The sequence below is a fragment of the Sporosarcina sp. SAFN-015 genome (assembly GCF_051966875.1).
Lineage (GTDB): Bacteria > Bacillota > Bacilli > Bacillales_A > Planococcaceae > Sporosarcina.
In genome coordinates, this window is sequence record NZ_JBQCKP010000002.1 from 310,108 (window position 1) to 326,269 (window position 16,162).

General features: G+C 45.0%; 31 protein-coding genes. All 31 read left to right on the forward strand.

Annotated features, from left to right (window positions below; translation table 11 throughout):
* Positions 1-5: 5 nt before the first annotated feature.
* The 31 genes from rplD (at position 6) to ACTHPA_RS04670 (ending at position 16,162) form a co-directional block, all read left to right on the forward strand.
* A complete protein-coding gene (gene rplD / locus ACTHPA_RS04520; RefSeq protein WP_440498989.1) occupies positions 6-629 on the forward strand; it encodes a 50S ribosomal protein L4 in 624 nt (207 codons plus the stop codon).
* Positions 629-913, forward strand: a complete 285-nt coding sequence (rplW, locus tag ACTHPA_RS04525) for a 50S ribosomal protein L23 (RefSeq protein ID WP_440498990.1) — start codon at positions 629-631, stop codon at positions 911-913. The genes rplD and rplW overlap by 1 nt, the downstream gene beginning before the upstream one ends.
* A 33-nt stretch (positions 914-946) precedes the next feature.
* Positions 947-1,777, forward strand: coding sequence for a 50S ribosomal protein L2 (rplB, locus tag ACTHPA_RS04530; RefSeq protein WP_440498991.1), 831 nt, complete (start codon positions 947-949; stop codon positions 1,775-1,777).
* A gap of 63 nt (positions 1,778-1,840) precedes the next feature.
* Entirely contained in the window at positions 1,841-2,119 is a 279-nt protein-coding gene (rpsS, locus tag ACTHPA_RS04535; protein ID WP_060203421.1) for a 30S ribosomal protein S19, read from the forward strand.
* Between the two features lie 19 nt (positions 2,120-2,138).
* The gene (gene rplV / locus ACTHPA_RS04540; RefSeq protein WP_060203423.1) at positions 2,139-2,483 is read left to right on the forward strand and encodes a 50S ribosomal protein L22; all 345 of its coding nucleotides are present in this window, start codon (positions 2,139-2,141) and stop codon (positions 2,481-2,483) included.
* A gap of 3 nt (positions 2,484-2,486) precedes the next feature.
* Positions 2,487-3,143, forward strand: coding sequence for a 30S ribosomal protein S3 (gene rpsC / locus ACTHPA_RS04545; protein WP_440498992.1), 657 nt, complete (start codon positions 2,487-2,489; stop codon positions 3,141-3,143).
* A gap of 2 nt (positions 3,144-3,145) precedes the next feature.
* Positions 3,146-3,580 (forward strand): 50S ribosomal protein L16, encoded by a 435-nt coding sequence (rplP, locus tag ACTHPA_RS04550; protein WP_440498993.1) that lies wholly within the window; start codon positions 3,146-3,148, stop codon positions 3,578-3,580.
* A complete protein-coding gene (rpmC, locus tag ACTHPA_RS04555; RefSeq protein ID WP_009499049.1) occupies positions 3,570-3,770 on the forward strand; it encodes a 50S ribosomal protein L29 in 201 nt (66 codons plus the stop codon). The genes rplP and rpmC overlap by 11 nt, the downstream gene beginning before the upstream one ends.
* A gap of 17 nt (positions 3,771-3,787) precedes the next feature.
* Positions 3,788-4,051, forward strand: a complete 264-nt coding sequence (rpsQ, locus tag ACTHPA_RS04560) for a 30S ribosomal protein S17 (RefSeq protein WP_147057446.1) — start codon at positions 3,788-3,790, stop codon at positions 4,049-4,051.
* A gap of 39 nt (positions 4,052-4,090) precedes the next feature.
* Positions 4,091-4,459, forward strand: a complete 369-nt coding sequence (rplN, locus tag ACTHPA_RS04565) for a 50S ribosomal protein L14 (protein ID WP_060203431.1) — start codon at positions 4,091-4,093, stop codon at positions 4,457-4,459.
* A 35-nt stretch (positions 4,460-4,494) separates the two neighbouring features.
* Complete coding sequence (gene rplX / locus ACTHPA_RS04570; RefSeq protein WP_060203433.1) at positions 4,495-4,806, forward strand: 50S ribosomal protein L24; 312 nt, start codon at positions 4,495-4,497, stop codon at positions 4,804-4,806.
* 26 nt (positions 4,807-4,832) lie between these two features.
* A complete protein-coding gene (gene rplE / locus ACTHPA_RS04575; protein WP_440498994.1) occupies positions 4,833-5,372 on the forward strand; it encodes a 50S ribosomal protein L5 in 540 nt (179 codons plus the stop codon).
* Between the two features lie 19 nt (positions 5,373-5,391).
* Complete coding sequence (gene rpsN, locus ACTHPA_RS04580) at positions 5,392-5,577, forward strand: 30S ribosomal protein S14 (protein WP_066366377.1); 186 nt, start codon at positions 5,392-5,394, stop codon at positions 5,575-5,577.
* Between the two features lie 29 nt (positions 5,578-5,606).
* Complete coding sequence (rpsH, locus tag ACTHPA_RS04585) at positions 5,607-6,005, forward strand: 30S ribosomal protein S8 (protein WP_060203437.1); 399 nt, start codon at positions 5,607-5,609, stop codon at positions 6,003-6,005.
* A 30-nt stretch (positions 6,006-6,035) separates the two neighbouring features.
* Positions 6,036-6,575, forward strand: a complete 540-nt coding sequence (gene rplF / locus ACTHPA_RS04590) for a 50S ribosomal protein L6 (protein WP_440498995.1) — start codon at positions 6,036-6,038, stop codon at positions 6,573-6,575.
* 34 nt (positions 6,576-6,609) lie between these two features.
* The gene (gene rplR, locus ACTHPA_RS04595; RefSeq protein ID WP_252504706.1) at positions 6,610-6,972 is read left to right on the forward strand and encodes a 50S ribosomal protein L18; all 363 of its coding nucleotides are present in this window, start codon (positions 6,610-6,612) and stop codon (positions 6,970-6,972) included.
* 22 nt (positions 6,973-6,994) lie between these two features.
* Positions 6,995-7,495 carry a 30S ribosomal protein S5 gene (gene rpsE, locus ACTHPA_RS04600; RefSeq protein ID WP_440498996.1) on the forward strand — a complete coding sequence of 167 codons (501 nt, stop codon included), beginning with the start codon at positions 6,995-6,997 and terminating at the stop codon, positions 7,493-7,495.
* 13 nt (positions 7,496-7,508) lie between these two features.
* Entirely contained in the window at positions 7,509-7,691 is a 183-nt protein-coding gene (gene rpmD / locus ACTHPA_RS04605; protein WP_224654333.1) for a 50S ribosomal protein L30, read from the forward strand.
* Positions 7,692-7,724: 33 nt separating this feature from the next.
* Positions 7,725-8,165, forward strand: coding sequence for a 50S ribosomal protein L15 (gene rplO, locus ACTHPA_RS04610; RefSeq protein WP_060203448.1), 441 nt, complete (start codon positions 7,725-7,727; stop codon positions 8,163-8,165).
* Entirely contained in the window at positions 8,165-9,457 is a 1,293-nt protein-coding gene (secY, locus tag ACTHPA_RS04615) for a preprotein translocase subunit SecY (protein WP_440498997.1), read from the forward strand. The genes rplO and secY overlap by 1 nt, the downstream gene beginning before the upstream one ends.
* A 63-nt stretch (positions 9,458-9,520) precedes the next feature.
* On the forward strand, positions 9,521-10,174 hold the full coding sequence (locus ACTHPA_RS04620; RefSeq protein WP_440498998.1) for an adenylate kinase: 654 nt from the start codon (positions 9,521-9,523) through the stop codon (positions 10,172-10,174).
* Positions 10,171-10,602, forward strand: a complete 432-nt coding sequence (locus ACTHPA_RS04625) for a hypothetical protein (RefSeq protein ID WP_440498999.1) — start codon at positions 10,171-10,173, stop codon at positions 10,600-10,602. Before ACTHPA_RS04620 ends, ACTHPA_RS04625 begins: the two co-directional genes overlap by 4 nt.
* Positions 10,602-10,820 carry a translation initiation factor IF-1 gene (gene infA, locus ACTHPA_RS04630; protein WP_060203457.1) on the forward strand — a complete coding sequence of 73 codons (219 nt, stop codon included), beginning with the start codon at positions 10,602-10,604 and terminating at the stop codon, positions 10,818-10,820. The genes ACTHPA_RS04625 and infA overlap by 1 nt, the downstream gene beginning before the upstream one ends.
* A gap of 40 nt (positions 10,821-10,860) precedes the next feature.
* Positions 10,861-10,974 (forward strand): 50S ribosomal protein L36, encoded by a 114-nt coding sequence (gene rpmJ / locus ACTHPA_RS04635; protein WP_076758849.1) that lies wholly within the window; start codon positions 10,861-10,863, stop codon positions 10,972-10,974.
* Between the two features lie 24 nt (positions 10,975-10,998).
* Entirely contained in the window at positions 10,999-11,364 is a 366-nt protein-coding gene (gene rpsM / locus ACTHPA_RS04640) for a 30S ribosomal protein S13 (RefSeq protein ID WP_440499000.1), read from the forward strand.
* A 22-nt stretch (positions 11,365-11,386) separates the two neighbouring features.
* Positions 11,387-11,776 (forward strand): 30S ribosomal protein S11, encoded by a 390-nt coding sequence (rpsK, locus tag ACTHPA_RS04645; protein ID WP_009499031.1) that lies wholly within the window; start codon positions 11,387-11,389, stop codon positions 11,774-11,776.
* 136 nt (positions 11,777-11,912) lie between these two features.
* Complete coding sequence (locus ACTHPA_RS04650; protein ID WP_251627903.1) at positions 11,913-12,857, forward strand: DNA-directed RNA polymerase subunit alpha; 945 nt, start codon at positions 11,913-11,915, stop codon at positions 12,855-12,857.
* A gap of 28 nt (positions 12,858-12,885) precedes the next feature.
* Positions 12,886-13,266: a 50S ribosomal protein L17 gene (rplQ, locus tag ACTHPA_RS04655; RefSeq protein ID WP_060203464.1), complete on the forward strand. Its 381-nt coding sequence runs from the start codon at positions 12,886-12,888 to the stop codon at positions 13,264-13,266.
* A gap of 401 nt (positions 13,267-13,667) precedes the next feature.
* Complete coding sequence (locus tag ACTHPA_RS04660; RefSeq protein WP_440499001.1) at positions 13,668-14,513, forward strand: energy-coupling factor ABC transporter ATP-binding protein; 846 nt, start codon at positions 13,668-13,670, stop codon at positions 14,511-14,513.
* The gene (locus ACTHPA_RS04665; protein ID WP_440499002.1) at positions 14,489-15,358 is read left to right on the forward strand and encodes an energy-coupling factor ABC transporter ATP-binding protein; all 870 of its coding nucleotides are present in this window, start codon (positions 14,489-14,491) and stop codon (positions 15,356-15,358) included. The genes ACTHPA_RS04660 and ACTHPA_RS04665 overlap by 25 nt, the downstream gene beginning before the upstream one ends.
* Positions 15,359-16,162, forward strand: a complete 804-nt coding sequence (locus tag ACTHPA_RS04670) for an energy-coupling factor transporter transmembrane component T family protein (RefSeq protein WP_440499003.1) — start codon at positions 15,359-15,361, stop codon at positions 16,160-16,162. It begins immediately after the preceding gene.

The following is a 16,162-nucleotide window of genomic DNA, read 5'->3' on the forward strand; positions in this document are numbered from 1 at the left end:
CAAAAATGCCTAAAGTATCCGTACTAAGTCAGACAGGTTCTTCAGTTGGCGATATCGAATTGAACGAAGCGATCTTCGGAATCGAACCAAATGAAGCTGTCCTATTCGAAGCATTGGTTCAACAACGCGCATCTTTGCGTCAAGGTAACCATAAAGTAAAAACTCGTGCAGAAGTTGCTGGCGGTGGTCGTAAACCATGGCGCCAAAAAGGAACTGGACGTGCTCGTCAAGGGTCGATCCGTTCACCACAATGGCGTGGAGGCGGTATCGTATTCGGTCCGACTCAAAGAAGCTACAGCTACAAGCTTCCTAAAAAAGTTCGTCGTTTAGCTCTTCTTTCAGCGCTTTCAACAAAAGTGCGCGATGAAGAAATCATCGTATTGGACGCTCTAACATTCGAAGCTCCAAAAACAAAAGAATTCACGAAGGTCCTTACAGATCTTTCAATCGATAAAAAAGCATTGTTCGTAACAGCTGACCTTGATGAAGCAGTGGCATTGTCCGCTCGTAACATCCCTGGAATCAGCGTCGTTACAGCAAACGGCATCAACGTTCTCGACATCGTCGCTCATGACAAACTCGTCGTTACAAAAGATGCAGTTCAAAAAATTGAGGAGGTGCTTGGTTAATGGAAGCACGTGATGTACTAAAACGTCCGGTCATTACCGAGCGTTCTTCAGAACAAATGGAACTCAAAAAATACACTTTCGAAGTTGATACTCGCGCTAACAAAACACATGTGAAGCAAGCTATCGAAGAAATCTTCGGAGTGAAAGTTGAAAAAGTCAACGTACAGAACTACAAAGGTAAGTTCAAACGTATGGGCAAACATGCTGGTTACACAAACAAACGCCGCAAAGCGATCGTAACTTTGACTGCTGATTCAAAAGACATCGAACTTTTCGAAATGTAATTAACTCGTAAATAAACGAAGGAGGGAACACCAATGGCGATTAAGAAATACAAACCTACCTCCAACGGACGTCGTAATATGACTACTTCAGACTTCTCTGCTATTACAACAGATAAGCCGGAAAAATCATTGCTTGAACCACTTAAGCGTAAAGGCGGACGTAACAACCAAGGTAGGATGACTGTTCGTCACCAAGGTGGAGGCCATAAGCGCCAATACCGTGTCATCGACTTCCAACGTCGGAAAGATGGCATTCCAGGACGCGTTGCTACGATCGAATACGATCCAAACCGTTCTGCAAATATCGCCCTAATCAACTATGCTGATGGGGAGAAACGTTACATCCTTGCACCAAAAGGATTGGAAGTGGGCATGACTGTTATGTCAGGACCTGAAGCGGACATCCGCGTAGGGAACTCTCTTCCACTTGAAAACATTCCAATGGGTTCTACAATCCATAACATCGAATTGAAACCTGGTAAAGGTGGACAATTGGTGCGTTCTGCTGGTACATCCGCGCAATTGCTTGGACGTGAAGGCAAATACGTAATCATCCGTCTACAATCAGGAGAAGTTCGTATGATCCTATCAACTTGCCGCGCAACAATCGGTCAAGTAGGTAACGAACAACACGAATTGATTAACATCGGTAAAGCAGGTCGTTCACGCTGGATGGGCAAACGTCCAACTGTACGTGGATCTGTCATGAACCCTAACGATCACCCACACGGTGGTGGTGAAGGACGTACTCCAATCGGCCGTCCGAGCCCAGTTACACCTTGGGGTAAACCAGCTCTTGGTTACAAAACTCGTAAGAAAAACAACAAATCCGACAAACTTATCGTTCGTCGCCGTAAAAAATAATGTGATGACACTGCGGTTCGGTGAGTGGACCGTAGTACAATCATCACGGAGGGAGGTTTTTCCATGGGCCGCAGCTTGAAAAAAGGACCTTTTGCAGATGATCATCTAATGAAAAAGGTCGACGCTCAAAAAGATGCACAAAAGAAACAGGTCATTAAAACTTGGTCTCGCCGTTCCACAATCTTCCCATCCTTCATCGGATTGACGATTGCTGTATACGACGGACGTAAGCACGTACCTGTCTATGTGACTGAAGATATGGTTGGTCACAAACTCGGTGAATTCGTACCTACGCGCACATACAAAGGTCATGGCGCTGACGATAAGAAAACTAGACGTTAATTGAGAGGAGGTTAATCTGATGCAACAAGCAAAAGCTACTGCCCGCACAGTCCGTATTGCTCCTCGCAAAGTCCGTTTGGTCGTTGATCTTATCCGGGGCAAGAAAATCGGTGAAGCTGTCGCGATTCTACGCCTGACGCCGAAAGCGGCATCTCCGGTTGTAGAAAAAGTATTGAAATCAGCAATCGCAAATGCTGAACACAACTATGAAATGGATGTTGAGAACATGATCGTCAGCGAAGTATTCGTTGATGAAGGTCCAACAATGAAACGTTTCCGTCCACGTGCACAAGGTCGTGCAAGTGCGATCAACAAACGTACTAGCCACATTACAGTAGTGGTATCCGAAAAGAAGGAGGGGTAATTCGTGGGTCAAAAAGTACATCCTAATGGTTTGCGGGTTGGCATCATTCGTGATTGGGATTCGAAATGGTATGCAGAAAAAGACTATGCGAACCTTCTACACGAAGACTTGAAAATCCGTGAGTACATCGAAAAACGCCTAGTTGACGCTGCAGTTTCCAAAGTGGAAATCGAGCGTGCTGCAAAGCGTGTCAATATTACAATCCACACTGCGAAGCCGGGCATGGTGATCGGTAAAGGCGGTTCTGAAGTTGAAGCACTTCGTAAATCGTTGAACGATATCACTGGCAAGCGTGTACACATCAACATCGTAGAAATCAAACGTGCTGACCTTGACGCGAAATTGGTTGCAGAATCAATCGCACGTCAATTGGAAAGCCGTGTATCATTCCGTCGTGCTCAAAAACAAGCAATTCAACGTACGATCCGTTCTGGTGCAAAAGGAATCAAAACACAAGTATCCGGACGTCTTGGCGGTGCTGACATCGCTCGTGCGGAACACTACAGTGAAGGTACTGTTCCTCTTCATACATTACGTGCAGACATTGATTATGCACACGCAGAAGCTGACACTACATATGGTAAGCTTGGCGTAAAAGTATGGATTTACCGGGGAGAAGTCCTTCCAGTGAAGAAGAACTCTGAGGAAGGAGGCAACTAATTATGTTAATGCCTAAACGCGTTAAATATCGTCGTGTGTTCCGTGGTAAAATGCGCGGAGCTACAAAAGGCGGAGCATCTGTTCAATTCGGTCAGTTTGGCCTACAAGCGACTGAGTCAGGTTGGATCACTAACCGTCAAATCGAATCTGCTCGTATCGCAATGACACGTTACATGAAACGTGGCGGTAAAGTATGGATCAACATCTTCCCACATAAGCCATATACGAAAAAGCCTCTTGAAGTCCGGATGGGTTCCGGTAAAGGTGCTGTAGAAGGCTGGGTAGCAGTAGTAAAACCAGGTCGTGTAATGTTTGAAATCGCAGGTGTGTCTGAAGAGGTTGCCCGTGAAGCACTTCGTCTCGCATCTCACAAACTGCCCGTGAAGAGCAAGTTTGTAAAACGTGAAGAAATTGGTGGTGAATCTAATGAAAGCTAAAGAAATCCGTGACTTAACAACTGCAGAAATCGAGCAAAAAGTGAAATCACTGAAAGAAGAGCTTTTCAACCTTCGCTTCCAATTAGCGACAGGACAATTAGAAAACACTGCACGCATCCGTGAAGTTCGCAAATCGATTGCGCGCATGAAAACTGTAATACGTCAAAGAGAGATCAGTGCAAATAACTGATGAAGGAGGTTGCAGCCATGACTGAGCGTAACCAGCGCAAGGTATATACAGGCCGTGTAGTATCCGACAAAATGGATAAAACGGTTACCGTAATGGTAGAGACACACAAAAAGCACTCTTTATACGGCAAACGTGTAAAGTATTCGAAGAAATTCAAGGCCCATGATGAATTGAATGAAGCGAAAATCGGCGATGTAGTTCGCATTATGGAAACACGTCCACTTTCAGCTACAAAGCGTTTCCGCCTCATCGAAGTAGTCGAAAAAGCGGTCATCATCTAATAACGTTCGGAAAGTAAATTCCGAGAGGAGGTAGCCTCAATGATTCAACAAGAGAGCCGTATGAAAGTTGCCGATAACTCAGGAGCACGTGAAGTTCTAACAATTAAAGTGCTTGGCGGAACAGGCCGTAAAACTGCAAATATCGGTGACATCGTTGTTGTAACAGTGAAAAAAGCAACACCAGGTGGCGTTGTCAAGAAAGGCGACGTTGTCAAAGCAGTTATCGTTCGTACAAAGAGCGGAGTGCGTCGTAAAGATGGCTCCTACATTACGTTCGACGAAAACGCATGTGTTATCATCCGTGATGACAAGAGCCCACGTGGAACACGTATTTTCGGACCAGTTGCACGCGAATTGCGCGACAGCAACTTCATGAAGATCATTTCCCTAGCTCCAGAAGTTCTTTAATCACATGACAGTGCCAATCAAGGAGGTGCGATGAAATGCACGTTAAAAAAGGCGATAAAGTTATGGTCATCACCGGAAAAGATAAAGGTAAGACCGGAGTAATCTTAGCTGCTTTCCCTAAAAAGGATCGCGTACTTGTGGAAGGCGTCAACATTGTAAAAAAACATACGAAGCCTAACCAAGCGAATCCTCAAGGCGGAATCGTCAGCCAAGAGGCAGCTATCCATGTATCCAACGTCATGCCAATCGATCCTAAAACAGGTGAGCCTACTCGCGTAGGATATAAATTCGAAGATGGCAAAAAGATTCGTATTGCTAAAAAATCCGGTGAAGCGCTGGATAAATGAGTAATGGATGAAAGGAGGTCCAACTGATGAGCCGTTTAAAAGAAAAGTTTTCGAAAGAAATCACACCTGCTCTCATGAGCAAGTTTGAATATACTTCAGTAATGCAAGTACCAAAAGTAGAGAAAATCGTCATCAACATGGGTGTTGGTGATGCTGTTCAAAACTCTAAAGCGCTAGATGCAGCGGTAGAAGATCTAACTATTATTTCAGGTCAAAAGCCGGTTGTAACAAAAGCGAAAAAGTCAATCGCCGGATTCCGTCTTCGTGAAGGAATGCCGATCGGTGCGAAGGTAACACTACGCGGCGAGCGCATGTATGAATTCCTGGACAAGCTGATCTCAGTTTCACTTCCACGTGTTCGTGACTTCCGAGGTGTTTCGAAGAAAGCATTCGATGGTCGCGGTAACTACACACTTGGTGTGAAAGAACAGCTAATTTTCCCTGAAATTGACTACGATAAAGTATCTAAAGTACGAGGAATGGATATCGTCATCGTTACGACTGCTAACTCCGATGAAGAAGCACGCGAGTTGCTAACGCAGTTCGGCATGCCGTTCCAAAAGTAAACTAAAGGGAGGCGAAAACGTGGCTAAGAAATCAATGATCGTTAAACAGAAACGTACTCCAAAGTTCAAAGTTCAAGAATATACACGTTGCGAGCGCTGTGGTCGTCCGCACTCCGTATATCGTAAATTTAAACTTTGCCGTATTTGTTTCCGAGAACTCGCATATAAGGGACAAATTCCTGGCGTTAAAAAAGCTAGTTGGTAATCCCCTAACTTGGGAAGGAGGTTAATGGAATGACAATGAGTGATCCTATCGCAGATATGCTTACACGCATCCGTAACGCGAACATGGTTCGTCACGAGAAGCTTGAGGTACCTGCTTCAAACATGAAAAGAGAAATCGCTGAAATCTTGAAACGCGAAGGTTTCGTACGCGATGTTGAATATGTGGAAGATAGCAAACAAGGCATTATCCGCATTTTCCTTAAATATGGTCAAAACAACGAGCGTGTTATCACTGGTCTTAAACGTATCTCAAAACCTGGTCTTCGTGTTTATGCAAAAACAAATGAAGTTCCTAAAGTTTTGAATGGCCTTGGTATCGCCCTTGTATCCACGTCAAACGGTCTCCTTACTGATAAGGAAGCTCGTGCAAAACAAGTAGGCGGAGAAGTCGTCGCTTACGTTTGGTAATCTGTAACAATTGAATGGAGGTGCAATGGAATGTCCCGAATTGGTAAACGCCCGATCGAGGTTCCTGAAAACGTGACAGTTACTATCGCTGATAATAACGTTGTTACTGTTAAAGGCCCGAAAGGCGAACTTACAAATACATTTAATGCTGATATTAAAATCGAGCAAGAAGGCAACATCATCACTTTGACTCGCCCGTCTGACTCGAAAGAACACCGTTCCATCCACGGAACAACTCGTTCCCTTCTTGATAACATGGTAACTGGTGTGTCAAAAGGTTTCGAACGTACTCTTGAACTTGTTGGGGTTGGGTATCGTGCTCAGCTTCAAGGCAATAAACTCGTATTGAACGTAGGGTACTCTCACCCGGTTGAATTCACACCGGAAGATGGAGTTGAAGTTGAAGTTCCTGCAAATACGAAAATCATCGTTCGCGGTATCAATAAAGAGCGCGTCGGTGCTTTGGCGTCGAACATTCGTAAAGTACGTCCACCTGAACCGTATAAAGGAAAAGGTATTAAGTACGAAGGCGAACAAATCCGTCGTAAAGAAGGAAAAACAGGTAAATAATGCCGCGTAAAGGCATTCGGAAGGAGTGACCACGATGATCACGAAACAAGATAAGAACGCTGTCCGCAAAAAACGTCACGCACGTGTTCGTACGAAAATCAGCGGATCTCCAGCGCGTCCACGCTTGAATGTTTATCGTTCAAACAAACATATCTATGCACAACTAATCGACGATGTGAATGGCGTTACGATTGCAAGTGCTTCCACTATGGATAAAGGGTTCGAATTGGACTCTAAAGCGAATGCTGAAGCAGCAGCTAAAGTCGGCGAGATGATCGCGAAGAAAGCCGTTGAAAAGGATGTCAAATCGGTTGTTTTCGACCGTGGCGGATACCTATTCCATGGCCGTGTGAAAGCTCTTGCAGACGCAGCACGCGAAAATGGACTGGAATTTTAATTAAGAAGGAGGGACATATTTCATGCGTCGTAATGATCAGAATAGAAGTGAATTCGAAGAACGCGTAGTAACGATCAACCGCGTAGCGAAAGTGGTAAAGGGTGGACGTCGTTTCCGCTTCACAGCACTTGTCGTTGTCGGAGATAAAAACGGCCGCGTCGGTTTTGGAACAGGGAAAGCGCAAGAGGTTCCTGATGCAATCCGTAAAGCTATCGAAGATGCGAAGAAAAACTTGATCGAAGTGCCAATGGTTAAAGGAACGACTCCACACGAAATTATCGGACGTTTCGGTGCAGGACAAATCCTCATCAAACCGGCAGCACCTGGTACAGGAGTAATCGCCGGAGGACCTGTCCGTGCGGTACTTGAACTTGCAGGAATCACGGATATCCTTTCAAAATCCCTAGGATCAAGCACACCAATCAACATGGTTCGTGCAACAATTGAAGGGTTGAAGAGTTTGAAACGCGCTGAAGAGGTTGCTAAATTGCGCGGCAAATCCGTTGAAGAACTGTTAGGTTAAGGGGGGAAACACAATGGCAAATAAACTTGAAATCACCCTTACGAAAAGTGTAATCGGCGCTAAGCCGGCACAACGTAAAACAGTTGAAGCTCTCGGTCTGCGTAAATTGAATCAGACAGTTGAACATCAAGACAACGTAGCAATTCGTGGCATGATCAGCAAGGTTAGCCACTTGGTCACTGTTAAAGAACAATAATGCACATTTTCGAAATAAGGAGGTGCCGATAAGATGAAATTACACGATATGAAGCCAGCTGAAGGCGCACGTAAAGCACGTAAACGCATTGGTCGTGGAATCGGTTCCGGTACAGGTAAAACTTCCGGTAAAGGTCATAAAGGTCAAAACGCTCGTTCCGGCGGCGGTGTTCGTCTTGGATTCGAAGGTGGTCAAATTCCACTTTTCCAACGACTTCCGAAGCGTGGATTTACGAACATCAATCGTAAAGAATATGCGATCGTGAACTTGGATGTACTTAACCGTTTTGACGAAGGTACTGAAGTTACGCCTGAATTGCTAATTGAAACTGGAATCGTGAGCAATGAAAAATCAGGAATTAAGATTCTTGGAAATGGGACTCTTGAGAAAAAGATTACTGTCAAAGCTCATAAATTCTCAGCTTCTGCTAAAGAGGCTATCGAGAAAGCGGGCGGGCAAGCAGAGGTGATTTAATGTTTCAGACAATCTCCAACTTTATGCGCGTTAGAGATATTAGGTCTAAAATCATTTTCACACTATTAGTGCTCATCGTATTTAGACTCGGCACATTCGTCCCAGTCCCTAACGTTGACGCAACGGCTTTGCAACAATCAAACAACCAATTCATTGGATTTCTAAACATATTCGGCGGTGGCGCTTTAGCGCAGTTCTCCATTTTTGCAATGGGAATCATGCCTTACATCACCGCTTCCATCATCGTGCAATTATTGCAGATGGATGTCGTTCCGAAATTCACTGAATGGGCGAAGCAAGGGGACGTCGGAAGACGAAAGCTTGCTCAATTCACAAGATATTTCACAGTCGTCCTCGCTTTCATTCAAGCGATCGCCATGTCATTCGGTTTTAACCAAATGTTCGGCGGTACGCTCATAGTAGGCGAAGGTATTTCCACTTATGTGATGATTGCGATTGTCTTGACTGCCGGTACATCATTCCTGCTTTGGCTTGGTGAGCAGATCACCGCAAAAGGAGTCGGTAATGGTATTTCCATTATCATCTTCGCGGGTATCGTCGCAGCTATTCCAAACGCAGTGAACCAACTGTATGCAACACAAATTCAAGATGCGGGAGATGCTTTGTTCATTCGCCTTGCTATGATGGCATTATTGTTGATCGTAATTATTGCGATCATCGTCGGAGTTGTTTACGTACAAGAAGCGCTCCGTAAAATTCCAATTCAGTATGCAAAACGTATGACAGGTCGTCAACAGACTACGGCCGCACAACAAACGCACTTACCATTGAAATTGAATGCTGCAGGGGTAATCCCGGTAATCTTTGCTGTGGCATTTTTCATTACACCTCAGCAAATCGCTACATTTTTCGGCGAAAACAGCGTAACGAAGTTCATTACTCGAACGTTCGATTACAATGAACCGATCGGAATGATTCTTTATGTAGCATTAATCCTTGCTTTCACATATTTCTATGCATTCATTCAGGTGAATCCGGAAAATATGGCAGACAATCTGAAAAAGCAAGGTGCGTATATCCCGGGCATTCGTCCAGGGCAGAATACGCAAAATTATTTAACAAGCACTTTGTATAGACTGACTTTCGTTGGCTCGATCTTCCTTGCCGTCGTAGCAGTCATGCCGATTTTCTTCATCAATTTGGCGAACCTTCCACAGTCCGCTCAAATCGGAGGAACTAGCTTGCTCATCGTCGTCGGGGTTGCCCTTGAAACGATGAAACAACTTGAATCACAACTTGTGAAAAGGCATTACAAAGGGTTCATGAAATAATATTCCTAATAGGTGTACCTCTTGGTTAACTCCTGTTTTGAATAATGATGGAGGGCAAGACGTATGAATATCGTATTAATGGGTCTGCCAGGTGCCGGAAAAGGTACACAAGCAGATAAAATTGTCGAAAAGTACGAAATCCCTCATATTTCTACAGGCGATATGTTCCGTGCTGCAATTCAGGAAGGCACGGAACTTGGAGTCAAAGCAAAATCGTTCATGGATCAAGGTGCTCTTGTTCCTGATGAAGTGACAATTGGCATCGTTCGTGAACGACTAAGCAAATCCGATTGTGATAATGGATTCCTACTTGATGGGTTTCCGCGCACAGTTCCTCAAGCAGAAGCATTGGATGCATTGCTTTCGGATATGGGCCGGAAAATTGAGCATGTGCTCAACATCAAAGTAGAAAAAGATGAACTTATCGCAAGATTGACCGGTCGCAGAATTTGTAAAGTATGCGGCACGTCCTACCATTTGCAATTCAACCCGCCAAAGGTTGAAGGCAAATGCGATAAGGATGGCGGGGAACTTTATCAGCGAGCGGATGACAATCCGGAAACCGTCACGAACCGTCTGGAAGTAAATATGAATCAAACAGCACCACTATTGGCGTTTTATGACGACAAAGGCGTGTTGACGAACATAGATGGACAAAAAGACATCAATGATGTTTTCAAAGATCTGGACGCTATCTTACAAGAGAGTGGCCAGTGATCCTTTCCGGACGCAATTCATGCACGCCATATTGTGGGCAGCATCGCACTGTTGCACGGAAAGAGCGTATGATTAACGAGCTGCAAAAGCATATGGTGCCCGGTATAGGAACTGGTGATAATCCATTGGCGGCACTGTTTTGGGACGTCGTAAATGCAAATGCCTGCCGAGGTAGGTATAATGTAAAAGATGTCCGAAACTCTGTGGCAAGGATGGAACGCACCAACGGCAATCCTGTCGTTAGCGTCTTTTCCGATGCGATTTTCCACAACAAAAGTCGGGGACTGACTAACGGGAAACGAAGTGTGACAGACGTCTTTCGAACATCACTCATGCAATCCGGACATATGTTGAAGGAAGCTTTGAAGGCGACTGTTGCCGCTCGATGGTTAAGACCTTTATTGGATATAGAAGGGAGACAGGATTGATGGCGAAGGACGACGTAATTGAAGTTGAAGGTACCGTAGTCGAAACGTTGCCGAACGCAATGTTCAAGGTGGAATTGGAAAATGGTCATACGATTCTTGCACATGTTTCAGGCAAGATCCGTATGCACTTTATCCGTATCCTGCCTGGCGACAAAGTGACGATGGAACTCTCACCTTATGATTTGACACGCGGTCGTATCACATACCGTTTCAAATGAAACTTTTGCAACTCCGGAATATTGAAGGAGGTTGGGTAAGATGAAAGTAAGACCATCTGTAAAACCGATCTGCGAAAAATGTAAAGTTATTCGCAGACGCGGCCGAGTAATGGTAATCTGTGAAAATCCAAAACATAAACAAAGACAAGGCTAATACAAAGGGAGGTGCACAATCTATATGGCACGTATTGCTGGTGTAGACGTACCGCGCGATAAGCGCGTAGTCATTTCATTGACATACATTTTCGGAATTGGTAAAACAACTGCACAAAAGATCCTTGCTAACGCTGGCGTTTCTGAGGAAACTCGCGTTCGTGATCTTACTGAAGCAGAACTTGATAAAATCCGTGAGCAAATCGACGGTTTGAAAGTTGAAGGGGACCTTCGTCGTGAAACTTCCCTCAACATCAAACGTTTGATGGAAATCGGAAGCTTCCGTGGAATCCGTCACCGTCGTGGACTACCTGTTCGTGGACAAAACACGAAAAACAATGCACGTACACGTAAAGGTCCTAAACGGACAGTAGCTAACAAGAAGAAATAATAGGTAAAGGAGGTTTTCGTACATGGCACGTAAACAACAAACTCGTAAGCGTCGTGTGAAAAAGAATATTGAAACTGGTATTGCACATATCCGTTCGACGTTCAACAATACAATCGTAACAATCACTGATAGTCACGGTAATGCACTTTCATGGTCAAGTGCTGGTGCACTAGGATTCAGAGGTTCTCGTAAATCGACTCCGTTTGCTGCACAAATGGCTGCTGAAACGGCTGCTAAAACTGCTATGGAGCATGGCCTGAAGTCTTTGGAAGTTACTGTTAAAGGACCAGGTGCTGGTCGTGAAGCTGCAATCCGTTCACTACAAGCTGCAGGTCTAGAAGTAACTGCAATCAGAGACGTAACACCGGTTCCACATAACGGATGCCGCCCACCGAAACGTCGTCGTGTATAATGGTTTGTTCTCCATTTGATTGAAAAGCACAATTTTTGGTAAAACTAAATTGTGTGATTGCATTTTGATTTCTTTTGATAATCGATTTCAATATGGAACGGCCTATATACTAGACGTTTTGAAGGAGGGTAAATGAATGATCGAGATTGAAAAACCGAAGATTGAAACAGTTATGATCAGCGAAGATTCCAAGTTCGGTAAGTTTATTATTGAACCATTGGAGCGTGGATACGGAAACACTTTAGGGAATTCCTTGCGCCGCGTGCTTCTTTCCTCATTGCCAGGAGCTGCCGTGACATCTATCCAGATCGACGGAGTTCTTCATGAATTCTCTACAATTGAAGGTGTCGTTGAAGACGTTGCAACAATTATTTTGAACGTGAAGAAACTTGCTCTCAAAATCTACTCAGATGATGAGAAAGTGATTGAAATAGATGTAAAAGGCGAGGGGACGGTCACTGCTGCTGATATCACTCATGACAGTGATGTCGAAGTGCTGAATCCGGATCTTCAAATCGCTACACTAGGCAAGAACGGTCATCTGCGTATGCGCATGTATGCTGTTCGTGGCCGTGGGTATGCACCTTCCGATCAAAACAAACGTGAGGATCTTGCGATTGGTGTTATTCCGATCGACTCTATTTACACTCCAGTTTCACGCGTCAATTTTCAAGTCGAGAATACTCGTGTAGGTCAAAGTACCAACTTTGATAAGTTGACGTTTGACATTTGGACAGATGGCAGCATCGGTCCGAAAGAAGCTGTTTCGCTCGGAGCAAAAATCCTGACGGAGCATCTGAATATTTTTGTCGGTATGACTGACGAAGCACAAACTGCTGAAATAATGGTGGAAAAAGAAGAAGACCAGAAAGAGAAAGTACTTGAGATGACTATCGAAGAACTTGATCTATCTGTGCGTTCTTATAACTGCCTGAAACGCGCAGGCATCAATACCGTTCTAGAACTTGCTAACAAGTCTGAGGATGAAATGATGAAAGTGCGCAACCTTGGCCGTAAATCGCTTGAAGAAGTAAAGGCGAAATTGGATGAGTTGAACCTCGGGTTACGCTCGGAAGATTAATCAACTAGATTGAAGGAGGGAAACTTCTATGGGTTACAGAAAACTTGGACGTACAAGTTCACAACGTAAAGCAATGCTTCGCGACTTGGCGACAGACCTAATCGTGCATGAGCGCATCCAAACAACAGAAGCGCGTGCAAAAGAATTACGTTCAGTCGTTGAAAAGATGATCACGCTTGGTAAACGCGGTGACTTACATGCACGTCGTCAAGCAGCACAATTCATTCGTCGTGAGCTAGTCACAACTGCGGATGAAGAAGGCAATGAAAAAGAGATTTTTGCACTTCAAAAATTGTTTGATAACGTGGCACCACGCTACGCTGACCGCCAAGGCGGATACACTCGTATTATGAAAATGGGACCTCGTCGTGGAGACGGAGCACCTGTTGTAGTAATCGAATTAGTATAATAATGCGGAGGGCGACCGCCTAGACGCGACAGGCATAAGACGGATTGGCGAAGCGGCGCTTTTTGCCGCAAAACCGAGACGGATTATGACCCGAGCGGCTGGCGCCCGAAGCTGGAATGTAACATGACGAAGGGTGTGTCTGGCATACGCACAGCCACGCCCTTTTAATATCTAAACGATTTATACGACAAATAATTAAAGCTGAGTGTTATGATCGACGGTTCAGCCGATCGGTCTAGCTCTACGCATCTCATCCGCTGATCTGGATTGAGCACCCAGCATCAGAATAGAATGGAGCGCATTTCTTCGGATGAGGTGCGCGCTTTTTTTATTTATATCGAGAAAAAATTGTAGAATTCAGTTGTTTCATACATAATCGAAAAATGCCGGAGGTGAAAGATGTGAAGGAAATTTTGTCATTGGATCATGTGTCTTATTCCTACGAGTCGGAAGAAGGCGATGTTCGCAGAGCAGTGGATGATGTCAGTTTCACTGTTAGGGACGGAGAATGGATTGCCATTGTAGGTCATAATGGATCGGGGAAATCGACGTTGGCCAAACTGATGATCGGTCTTTTATTTCCGGAAGAGGGCAAAGTGAAAGTCTTTCTAGAAGAGTTGAACGCAGAGAATCTATGGGACATCCGCTCAGACATCGGTATCGTCTTTCAAAACCCGGACAATCAATTCGTTGGCTCGACTGTACAGGACGATGTTGCATTCGCTTTGGAAAACAACGGTATCCCTTTTGAAGAGATGGTGCCACGTGTTCATGATTCACTTGCACAAGTGAAAATGGAAGGATTTCTGGATCATGAGCCTCATCATCTATCCGGCGGACAAAAACAACGTGTGGCAATTGCAGGAGCTCTTGCCATGCGTCCAAAGCTGCTCATTTTGGACGAGGCGACTTCCATGTTGGATCCGCAAGGGCGCGATGAAGTGATCCAAGTAGTCGATGAGCTGAAGCGGACGACAGGGCTCACGGTCATCTCCATTACACATGATTTAGAGGAAGTGCTTCTCGCGGATAAGGTTATTGTGATGAATAATGGGAAATTGATGATGACCGGCAATCCGGAGGAGATTTTTGCGCATGGCGACGAGCTGGAGGCAATCGGACTGGATCTGCCTTTTGCGGCAAGATTGTCGCGCGCTCTTCGCCAGGAAGGTATCGCAATACAAGGGGAACATATGACGGAAGAAGAGTTGGTGAATGAATTATGGACATCTCACTTCAACAAGTAGGCTATTCATACGCAAAAGGCACGCCTTTTGAAAAACGGGCCCTCTATGAGGTGAATGCTTCAATTAAATCAGGATCATATACGGCGGTCATTGGACATACGGGGTCTGGCAAATCGACGTTGCTCCTTCATTTGAACGGCCTTCTGAAGCCGACTGAAGGTTCTGTGGGCATCGGAGAGATAAACATTACTTCCGATACGAAGGCAAAAGAGCTAAAAAAAATCCGAAAGCATGTCGGCATCGTCTTTCAATTTCCGGAACACCAACTCTTCGAGGAGACCGTAGAGAAGGATATTATGTTTGGACCTTTGAACTTCGGGATACCTGAAGAGGAGGCTAGAAGGCGAGCTCATGAATTGATTAAGCTTTTAGGCTTGCCGGAAGACGTCGCACAGAAGTCGCCGTTCGATCTATCTGGCGGACAGATGCGACGTGTTGCGATAGCGGGCGTTCTTGCATTCAAACCGTCCGTCCTTATATTGGATGAACCGACAGCTGGACTCGATCCGCGCGGGCGTAAAGAAATAATGGAGCTTTTCAACAAGTTGCATAAGGAAGAAGGTTTGACGACGATTCTCGTTACGCATAGCATGGAAGATGCAGCGAGATATGCTGATCAAATCCTTGTCATGCATGAAGGACGCTCTGTCATGTCTGGAACGGCTGAAGAAGTATTCAGGGATGCTGAGCGGCTAAAGTCATTCAGGCTTGACCTGCCGCGTTCTGTGGCGTTTCAGCGCGATGTGGAGAAGCTGTTCGGCAGGCAGTTTGGGAAGCTTGCACTTACTGAAGAGCAGCTTGCCAGCATCATTGCCGACGCTTTGCAGGAAGAAGGTGAGCAATAAATGCTTGAGAAGATGATCTTTGGTCGATACGTGCCGGGCGATTCGTTCGTCCATCGACTTGATCCAAGGTCGAAGCTGCTATTCGTCTTCATGTTCATTATCGCAGTATTTTTAGCGAATAATACGATCACATACGCTTTACTGCTAGCTTTCACGTTGTTTGTCATATTCATTGCACGGATTCGTCTTTATTTTTTGTTCAATGGACTAAAACCGATTCTCTTCCTCATCGTTTTCACTTTGCTTATGCACTTCATTTTCACGAAGGAAGGCGCGCTGCTGATCGATTGGAAATTCATAAAGATTTATGAAGAAGGGGTCAGGCAGGGGATTTATATTTCCATTCGGTTCCTCGTACTTGTCCTCATGACGACTATATTGACATTGACGACGTCTCCCATTTCTATCACGGATGGAATGGAGACGTTGCTGAATCCATTGAAGCGCATTAAACTCCCCGTTCACGAACTTGCTCTAATGATGTCGATTTCACTTCGCTTCATTCCGACACTGATGGATGAAACGGATAAGATATTGAAAGCCCAGCTTGCACGTGGGTCAGATCTGACGAGCGGTACGATCAAGGAAAGGATACGTGCAGTCGTACCGTTGCTTGTCCCCCTTTTCGTCAGCGCTTTTAAACGGGCAGAGGATCTTGCTATAGCAATGGAAGTGAGAGGCTATCGCGGGGGAGAGGGAAGGACAAGGTACCGTCAGTTAAGTTGGCAATGGCGTGATACATTGATTATCATCCTTTTCCTTGTTTTAGTCGCAGCTCTTATTTGGCTGAGAGGAGGGAACTGA

What these genes read in the sequence shown, in the direction of transcription:
- rplO (WP_060203448.1), top strand. Translation starts at nt 7,725, where the DNA reads ATGAAATTACACGATATGAAGCCAGCTGAAGGCGCACGTAAAGCACGT.
- rpmC (WP_009499049.1), top strand. Translation starts at nt 3,570, where the DNA reads ATGAAAGCTAAAGAAATCCGTGACTTAACAACTGCAGAAATCGAGCAA.
- rplP (WP_440498993.1), top strand. Translation starts at nt 3,146, where the DNA reads ATGTTAATGCCTAAACGCGTTAAATATCGTCGTGTGTTCCGTGGTAAA.
- ACTHPA_RS04650 (WP_251627903.1), top strand. Translation starts at nt 11,913, where the DNA reads ATGATCGAGATTGAAAAACCGAAGATTGAAACAGTTATGATCAGCGAA.
- rpsM (WP_440499000.1), top strand. Translation starts at nt 10,999, where the DNA reads ATGGCACGTATTGCTGGTGTAGACGTACCGCGCGATAAGCGCGTAGTC.
- rpmD (WP_224654333.1), top strand. Translation starts at nt 7,509, where the DNA reads ATGGCAAATAAACTTGAAATCACCCTTACGAAAAGTGTAATCGGCGCT.
- rplW (WP_440498990.1), top strand. Translation starts at nt 629, where the DNA reads ATGGAAGCACGTGATGTACTAAAACGTCCGGTCATTACCGAGCGTTCT.
- ACTHPA_RS04620 (WP_440498998.1), top strand. Translation starts at nt 9,521, where the DNA reads ATGAATATCGTATTAATGGGTCTGCCAGGTGCCGGAAAAGGTACACAA.
- rplR (WP_252504706.1), top strand. Translation starts at nt 6,610, where the DNA reads ATGATCACGAAACAAGATAAGAACGCTGTCCGCAAAAAACGTCACGCA.
- rplD (WP_440498989.1), top strand. Translation starts at nt 6, where the DNA reads ATGCCTAAAGTATCCGTACTAAGTCAGACAGGTTCTTCAGTTGGCGAT.
- ACTHPA_RS04670 (WP_440499003.1), top strand. Translation starts at nt 15,359, where the DNA reads ATGCTTGAGAAGATGATCTTTGGTCGATACGTGCCGGGCGATTCGTTC.
- secY (WP_440498997.1), top strand. Translation starts at nt 8,165, where the DNA reads ATGTTTCAGACAATCTCCAACTTTATGCGCGTTAGAGATATTAGGTCT.
- rpsE (WP_440498996.1), top strand. Translation starts at nt 6,995, where the DNA reads ATGCGTCGTAATGATCAGAATAGAAGTGAATTCGAAGAACGCGTAGTA.
- rplE (WP_440498994.1), top strand. Translation starts at nt 4,833, where the DNA reads ATGAGCCGTTTAAAAGAAAAGTTTTCGAAAGAAATCACACCTGCTCTC.
- rpsQ (WP_147057446.1), top strand. Translation starts at nt 3,788, where the DNA reads ATGACTGAGCGTAACCAGCGCAAGGTATATACAGGCCGTGTAGTATCC.
- infA (WP_060203457.1), top strand. Translation starts at nt 10,602, where the DNA reads ATGGCGAAGGACGACGTAATTGAAGTTGAAGGTACCGTAGTCGAAACG.
- rpsS (WP_060203421.1), top strand. Translation starts at nt 1,841, where the DNA reads ATGGGCCGCAGCTTGAAAAAAGGACCTTTTGCAGATGATCATCTAATG.
- rplF (WP_440498995.1), top strand. Translation starts at nt 6,036, where the DNA reads ATGTCCCGAATTGGTAAACGCCCGATCGAGGTTCCTGAAAACGTGACA.
- rpsH (WP_060203437.1), top strand. Translation starts at nt 5,607, where the DNA reads ATGACAATGAGTGATCCTATCGCAGATATGCTTACACGCATCCGTAAC.
- rpmJ (WP_076758849.1), top strand. Translation starts at nt 10,861, where the DNA reads ATGAAAGTAAGACCATCTGTAAAACCGATCTGCGAAAAATGTAAAGTT.
- ACTHPA_RS04665 (WP_440499002.1), top strand. Translation starts at nt 14,489, where the DNA reads ATGGACATCTCACTTCAACAAGTAGGCTATTCATACGCAAAAGGCACG.
- rplN (WP_060203431.1), top strand. Translation starts at nt 4,091, where the DNA reads ATGATTCAACAAGAGAGCCGTATGAAAGTTGCCGATAACTCAGGAGCA.
- rplV (WP_060203423.1), top strand. Translation starts at nt 2,139, where the DNA reads ATGCAACAAGCAAAAGCTACTGCCCGCACAGTCCGTATTGCTCCTCGC.
- rplX (WP_060203433.1), top strand. Translation starts at nt 4,495, where the DNA reads ATGCACGTTAAAAAAGGCGATAAAGTTATGGTCATCACCGGAAAAGAT.
- rplQ (WP_060203464.1), top strand. Translation starts at nt 12,886, where the DNA reads ATGGGTTACAGAAAACTTGGACGTACAAGTTCACAACGTAAAGCAATG.
- rplB (WP_440498991.1), top strand. Translation starts at nt 947, where the DNA reads ATGGCGATTAAGAAATACAAACCTACCTCCAACGGACGTCGTAATATG.
- rpsK (WP_009499031.1), top strand. Translation starts at nt 11,387, where the DNA reads ATGGCACGTAAACAACAAACTCGTAAGCGTCGTGTGAAAAAGAATATT.